The organism is Arthrobacter sp. MYb221 (genome assembly GCF_002979835.1).
In the GTDB taxonomy this organism is placed as follows: Bacteria; Actinomycetota; Actinomycetes; order Actinomycetales; family Micrococcaceae; genus Glutamicibacter.
This window is the reverse complement of sequence record NZ_PCPW01000020.1, coordinates 53830-61099: the sequence shown is the minus strand read 5'-3', so window position 1 is coordinate 61099 and position 7270 is coordinate 53830. Positions and strand designations below refer to the sequence as shown.

The window sequence follows — 7270 nt, the reverse complement described above, 5'->3', positions numbered from 1 at the left end:
TTATATATCCACCAAATTAAAAATAATTCGGTATCAATAAACTTGGCACACTATTGAGTTCTCAAACAACAAACACTCTCGACACCACAACCACCGCAATCGGCGGCTGCTTCGCTCCGGAGCAACTTTACAACTCTAGCATGTTTCGTGAACCGGTCAAAACCAGTCGAAACGCCTTGTGAAAAGCTCTTTGCCGCCGGATGAATTCTACGTGTATTCCACGTTGTTTCCGTTCCGGCAACAGAGAAAAACTATACAGGGCTTCTACGTATCGCGCAAATCGGCGAACTATCCAATAAATCGTCCCTAAACACCGGCTGACTAGTGGTTTAGTGATAAGGGTACAACAAAACCGCCAGAAAAGTGTCGTGGTTCACAGACATTTCTGGCGGTTTCGTGTTTGTCGCTGATTGAAGCTGGCTACTTACCTAGGCCGAAAGCTCCACGACTGCCATGTTCTTCTTGCCGCGGCGCACGATGGCGTAGCGGCCATGCAGGAAGTTCTCTGCGGTTAGCACCGTATCGATACCGGCGACTTTCTCGTTATTCACGTAGGCGCCACCTTCGTTCACGGTACGACGAGCCGCAGACTGGCTTTCGCTCAAACCCGAAGCGTGCAGCACGTTCAGAATACCGAGCTCATCGGCTGTAACCTTCGCCGACGGCAACTCGGCGAGCACCGATTCCAGAGTTAGCAGATCGATCTCGCTCAGATCACCATTGCCGAAGACCGCCGCCGAAGCCGCGATGACCTTGTTAGTGGCCTCTTCACCGTGAACCAGCGAGGTGACAAGCCATGCGAGCTCGCGCTGGGCCTGGCGTTTGAACGGACGCTCGGCGACCTCGATCGCGAGGGCCTCGATCTGCTGTCGGGTCAGGAAGGTGAAGACCTTCAAACGGTTGATCACATCCGCGTCGGCGGTATTCAGCCAGAACTGGTAGAGGGTGTATGGGCTGCACATCTCCGCGTCCAGCCAGATCGCGTTTCCTTCGGACTTGCCGAACTTGGTGCCATCGGAATTGGTAATCAGCGGGGTGCCGTAGGCGTGAGCCGACTTGCCCTCAACCTTGCGGATCAGGTCGGTTCCGCTGGTGAGGTTTCCCCACTGATCCGAGCCACCGGTCTGCAGGGTGCAACCGTACTGACGGTTCAGCTCAAGGAAGTCGTAGCCCTGCAGCACCTGGTAGGAGAACTCGGTGTAGCTGATGCCCTCCTCGGAGTTCAGCCGGGCGGAAACGATTTCCTTCTTGATCATCGTGCCAACACGGAAGTACTTGCCCACGTCGCGCAGGAAGTCCAAGGCGGAGAGCTGTTGGGTCCAGTCCAGGTTGTTGACCAAGCGGACCGCGTTCTCCCCCTCGGCAGAAAGGAAGCGGGACACCTGCCCCTGCAAGCGGGTAACCCACTCGGTGACGGTTTCTCTGGTGTTCAAGGTGCGCTCGGCGGTCTGCCGCGGGTCGCCGATCAGGCCGGTGGACCCGCCGACCAGGGCCAGCGGCTTGTGCCCGGCCAACTGCAGGCGGCGCATATTCAGCAACTGCACGAGGTTGCCCAAGTGAAGGGAAGGTGCGGTCGGATCGAACCCGCAATAGTAAGTGATGCTCTCTTCGGACAGCACGCGTTCTAGCTCGGCCTCATCGGTGGACACGTGCACCAGCCCGCGCCACTTTAGTTCCTGCCAGATATTCTCGAAGGAGGGATCATTACTCTGTCCCGCAATGACGGGATTTTGCTTTAAGTCAGACACAGTCTCCACATTAGCAAAATCCCGTCGGCCAGTCCTAGTTTGTTCCCGTTCTCACACCCGGGGATTCCGGGTTGTCTTGGGATGAACTACTACTGCTCGGTGAGCCCCGCGGGCAGCGGCGCGGTGTGAATCACGTGCAAGCGCTGGGTGGTGCGGGTCATCGCGACGTACAGATCGCCCACTCCCCCGTCGACGTCCGCGATCAGCTGCGCAGGTTCCACGATGATCACTCCGTCGAATTCCAATCCCTTGGATTCGCGTGCGGTAATCACCACGATGTCCTGGACCATTCCGCCGGATCCGGTGCCAACACGCTCGCCGTAGACCTTGGTGACCGCAGCGCGCGCGGCGGCCAGCAATTCCTGCGGGACGATGATCGCCTGCAGGCCCCCGGCCGCGTAGTCCAGCTCTTCGGGAAGCTGCGTGATGAGTTGCTCGATCAGCCGGCCCTGCGGCGCATAGGTGAGCACCGGCGGCCAGTCTCCTTCGCGCACCGCGCGCGGCGTGGTGATGCGCAGCCCCGCGGCTTGGGCCACGTGAACTGCCGCATCGGCGATCTGCGCCGGGGTGCGGTAGTTTACCGTGAGCTCTTCGAGGTTGTAGCGCTTGCCCAGGAAGGGTTCCAGTGCCTGCGCCCAGCTATTGGCGCCCGAGGCGGCGGAGGTCTGCGCGATATCCCCGACGATGGTGAAGGACTTCATCGGGCAGCGGCGAACCAGCAGGCGCCACTGCATCGGCGAAAGTTCCTGCGCCTCATCGACCACGATATGCCCGTAGGCCCAGGTGCGATCGGCCACCGCACGTTCCGCAGCACTCTGCGAGGCGGCGGTTTCCTGGTTGACCGCTGCGACCTGCTCCGCGGTGACCACCCCGTCGATCCCCGCGTTGGCGAGCATCGTGTCCATGTTATTCAGCGCCATTTTCGCGTTTTCCACATCCCGCTCGTACTGCGAGGTATCGGGAGCGTCCTGCGGGTTGACGAACTCGCCGAGCAATTCGGCAGCCTCGTCGAGCAGCGGCACATCGGCCTCGGTGAAGGCCGAGCCCGCCGGGCGGAACAGCGCGTCGCGGTCGGACTGCGACAAGCGCGGGGCGGCCGCCTCCAGCAGGTGCGGCTTGGCGTAGAGCTCTTCGAGCAGGCCCTGCGGGCTCAGCGGCATCCAGCACAGGTTGATTGCCACGCGCACATCCCAGGATTCGCGCACCTCCTGGGGCAGGTAGGAGCGGTCCGCGGCGCTGGGCTGCCCCGCAGATTCTTCCAGTTTGCGCAGCAGCTGCTCGGCCAGGTCCCCGACGATCACCTTGGTGAAGGTTTCGCGGGCCTCGTTATAGGGCTTGTGGCTGTGCCGGGCGCGTTCGCGGGCGTTGCGCACCATGCCCCGGGTCAGCGTCAGCCGGGTGCCTTCGACCACCACCGTGCGGTCCTCGGCGAGCAGCCGTTGGCGGTTGCGCACCGCGGCGGCGATCACCTTGGCCATCGACAGCCGGCCCTTGACCTTCGCCACGGTCCGGTTGGTTTCCGGTCCGGCCGCCACCCCGTGGTACAGCTCGCCCACCGAGGACATGACCACACCGGTTTCACCCAGCGACGGGAGCACGCGTTCGATATAGCGCATGAAGGAGTTGGACGGGCCGACGATCAGCACGCCGGCATTCTTCAGCCGTTCCCGGTATTCGTAGAGCAGGAAGGCCGCACGGTGCAGCGCAACGGCGGTTTTGCCGGTGCCCGGTCCGCCCTGCACGACCACGGCGCCGGGTAGTTCCGCACGGATGATCGCATCCTGCTCTGCCTGGATGGTGCCGACGATATCGCCCATCCGGCCGGTGCGCTTTTCGCGTAGCGCGGCCATCAGGGCACCTTCACCGTGGTGGGTGTGGCCCTCGTCGAGCCAGGTTTCATCGAGCACGTCGTCTTCGATCCCCGCCACCGTACGGCCCTTGAGCATCAGGTGGCGGCGGCGCCGCACGCCGCGCGGGTTCAACGCGGTGGCCTGGTAGAACGGGGCGGCTTCGGAGGCGCGCCAGTCGATCATCAGCCGATTGAGCTCCTCGTCGGACAGCCCGATGCGGCCGATATAGCGCGGTTCGATGCCCTCGCCGTGGTCGGCCATGTCCAGCCGGCCGAAGACCAAGCGATCCTGCACCGCGTCCAACTGGGCGATGCGGTCCTCGTAGAGGCTGGCGAATGAATCGCGTTCGGATTGGTTCTGGAAGGTACCCACCGCACCGGTGGCGCGAGTGCGCGCAAGCTGCTCCACCTTTTCCGCGCGCAACTCATCGAGCCTGTCATACAGGCGTGCGACGTACTGGCTTTCAGCGAGCAGATCCCGCTCGATCGTACCGGTCAATCTTGGTTCCCCTCGCGCTAACTTACAGGACAGACAATCTTACGCGCGTAGTGACCCTACGGGTTAATCCCGCGAAGCCACCACGTCATCTTCGCGCCGCACCACGCCGTGGCGCGGCGGTTAAACCGTTTGCAGCGACAGCACCCGGTGCCCGTCCAGGTTCTTGCGTCCGCCCAAGGCTTCAAGTTCCAAGATCACCCCGACGCCGGCGACGATGCCTCCGGCGCGTTCGATCAGCCGCACCGAGGAGCCCACGGTCCCGCCGGTGGCGAGCACATCGTCGAGCACCAGCACCCGGGTGCCGGGGGCGATCTCATCCTTGTGCAACTCCAGCGCGGCGCTGCCGTATTCCAGGGTGTAGTCATCGCGGTAGACCTCGCGCGGCAGCTTTCCGGCCTTGCGGATGGTCAGCATCCCGGTCCCCGAGGCGTAGGCCGCGGCCGCGGCGAGCACGAAGCCGCGCGCTTCCAGCCCGGCGACGATGTCGAAGGTCCCGGCGAAGGGCGCGATCAACTCGTCGACCAGGCGGCGCAAGCCCACAGGATCGGCAAACACCGGGGTGAGGTCCTTAAAGGAGATACCGGGCTGCGGGTAGTCGGGGACCACCGCGCACAGTCGATCCAGCAGTTCGCAAATGCTCTCGTTATTAGTCACGCGTAATATTTTAGTGCGTGCGTGACCCCGCTGGGTACCTGGACGATTGTGCCATCGGCGGAACGGAGGCACCCGGGCTCGCTGCTGCTGCGCCGCCCGGTCGCCCATTGCCTAGCGCGGCAGCGGTCCGGGCGCGGAATCGCGCGGAATCAGCGCTGCATCAGGGTATCGCTCGGCCAAGGCAGCAGTGTGGGGAATTCGGCCGAATCGGCGGCCTTGGTGGCGCGTACCACCCCGCTGACCGGGCGGCCGGCGAACCAGGCGGCCAGATCGTAGTCGGTTCCCTCCAATACCCAGGACCGCTGGCCGTTGCCGAGCACCTGGCGCTGCCGTCCATGGGGTTGCACCACGACGCGGTCACCTGCCCGCACCCGGGCGGCCAGCGCGCGCAGCAGGTGATCGGAAAACTCTTGCGGCCAGCTGGCGGCCGGGCGCACGAATTCGTCCAGATCGGTGGCGTGTATCAGCATTTCGCGCCACACCGCATAGACCATGTCCGCGACCTGCGCCGCGGGCCGATAGCCCACCGGCTGCTCCCATTTGGCTTCGCAACCGGCCAGCACCACGCGCAGCTGCGCGAGGGATTCGGCCACCAGTTCGCGCAGCTTTTCCGGTCGCAGCAACGCGACCATATTGATCGCTTCGATCCGCCCGACCTGTCCCCCGTCGTACATCGGCGGCAAGTGCGCGGCCCCGGCGTTCTCGAATTGCCGCCGGGCAGCCTGCGCCAGCGAATGCAGGTGCGCGACTAGTTGCGCGGTGCTCCAACCGGGCAGCGAGCTGGGCTTGGCGTAGGCCTCGTCGGGCAACTTCGCCAGCTGCGTGGCCAGTTCGTCTAAGGCGGTGGTGACCTGCTCAAGGAGTTGTTCCGGCGGAAGTTCAGATGTCATGGCACACACTCTAGCGCGCGGGCATATCCGCGCAGAAGTAGCCAGCTCGTTAAATGCCTACGGCGGCGCAATAGCTTCGCGGCATTTCGAAGCTATTGCGCCGCCATCGGTTGCGGAACGAAGGTTTGTGCTTAGCCCTTGACCCAGGCGCGGATCTCGTCGAGCTGGCGCTCGAATTCGGCTAGCTGCGCCGCGACGGCGCTCGGCGCGGTGCCGCCCTGCCCGTTGCGCGCGTTCAGCGAGCCCTCGGTGGAGAGCACCTCGCGCACCGCCGGGGACAAGTGCTCGGAGATGCCCGCATATTCTTCGTCGGTCAGGTCCCACAGCTCCACGCCGCGCGACTCGGCCAGCTGCACGGCGCTGCCGGAGAGCTCGTGCGCATCGCGGAACGGCACGCCCTGGCGGACCAGCCATTCAGCGATGTCGGTGGCCAGCGCGAAGCCCTGTGGCGCAAGCTGCGCCATGCGCTCGGTGTTGAAGGTCAGTGTGCCCATCATGCCGGCCATCGCCGGCAGCAGCATCTCCAGGGTGTCCGCGGCGTCGAACACCGGCTCCTTGTCTTCCTGCAGGTCGCGGTTGTAGGCCAACGGCAGCGCCTTCAGCGTTGCCAGCAACCCGGTCAGGTCCCCGATCAGGCGACCGGCCTTGCCACGGGCCAGCTCGGCGATGTCCGGGTTCTTCTTCTGCGGCATGATCGAGGAGCCGGTGGAGAAGGCATCGTGCAGCTTCACGAAGCTGAACTCCTTGGTGGCCCAGAGGATCACTTCTTCGGACACGCGGGAGAGGTCCACGCCGATCATCGCGGTGATCCAGGAGAATTCGGCGAATACGTCACGTGCGGCGGTGCCGTCGATCGAGTTGAACACCGCGGAGTCGAAGCCCAGCTCGCTGGCGACGAAGTTCGGATCCAGTCCCAAGGTCTGCCCGGCCAGCGCGCCGGAACCGTAAGGGGAAACCGCAGCGCGCTTATCCCAATCGGCGAAGCGCTGCACGTCGCGCAGCAGCGGCCACGCATAGGCCAGCAGCAGGTGCGAAAGCAGGATCGGCTGCGCGTGCTGCAGGTGGGTGCGCCCGGGCATCGGCGCGTACGGGTGCGCCTTGGCCTGTTCGACCATCGCGTCGATGGTGTCGATGACACCGGAGGCGATGATGCGCGCGTGGTCGCGCAGGAACATGCGGCCCAGGGTGGCGATCTGGTCGTTGCGCGAGCGGCCCGCGCGGAGCTTGCCGCCCAGCTGCGTGCCGGCGCGTTCGAGCAGTCCGCGTTCCAGCGAACCGTGCACGTCCTCATCGGATTCTGCCGCCACGTAGGCTTCGGACTTCACATCCGCTTCGAGCTGGTCAAGGGCGGAGATCATCTCCGTCAGTTCGGTCTCGGTCAGCAGCCCGGCGCGGTTGAGCACCTTAGCATGGGCGCGGGAACCGGCGATGTCGTAGCTGGCCAAGCGCCAGTCGAAGTGGGTTGACTTACTCAGGGCAGCCATTGCTTCTGCCGGTCCACCGGCGAAGCGTCCGCCCCAGAGCGATCCTTCATTTGTTGACGAGGCCATGACTCGTTCCTTTCAGCCAGATCCCGCCGGGAGACGGGTAAAGTTTATTAATTCGCTGAAACCACTCTAGCAAAGCTTTA

Annotated in this window: 5 protein-coding genes; all 5 read right to left on the bottom strand. The window is 64.0% G+C overall.

Annotated elements, in window-relative coordinates:
* Positions 1 to 428: 428 nt before the first annotated feature.
* The 5 genes from tyrS to argH all read right to left on the bottom strand — a co-directional run bounded on the left by tyrS (position 429) and on the right by argH (position 7190).
* Positions 429 to 1748: a tyrosine--tRNA ligase gene (gene tyrS / locus CQ015_RS17760; protein WP_181148508.1), complete on the bottom strand. Its 1320-nt coding sequence runs from the start codon at positions 1746 to 1748 to the stop codon at positions 429 to 431.
* An 89-nt stretch (positions 1749 to 1837) separates the two neighbouring features.
* Positions 1838 to 4096, bottom strand: coding sequence for an AAA family ATPase (locus CQ015_RS17755; RefSeq protein ID WP_105650768.1), 2259 nt, complete (start codon positions 4094 to 4096; stop codon positions 1838 to 1840).
* Positions 4097 to 4216: 120 nt separating this feature from the next.
* Positions 4217 to 4750, bottom strand: coding sequence for an adenine phosphoribosyltransferase (locus tag CQ015_RS17750; RefSeq protein ID WP_374954797.1), 534 nt, complete (start codon positions 4748 to 4750; stop codon positions 4217 to 4219).
* A 149-nt stretch (positions 4751 to 4899) separates the two neighbouring features.
* The gene (locus tag CQ015_RS17745) at positions 4900 to 5640 is read right to left on the bottom strand and encodes a maleylpyruvate isomerase family mycothiol-dependent enzyme (RefSeq protein WP_105569953.1); all 741 of its coding nucleotides are present in this window, start codon (positions 5638 to 5640) and stop codon (positions 4900 to 4902) included.
* 131 nt (positions 5641 to 5771) lie between these two features.
* A complete protein-coding gene (gene argH, locus CQ015_RS17740) occupies positions 5772 to 7190 on the bottom strand; it encodes an argininosuccinate lyase (protein ID WP_105650767.1) in 1419 nt (472 codons plus the stop codon).
* Between the last annotated feature and the right edge of the window lie 80 nt (positions 7191 to 7270).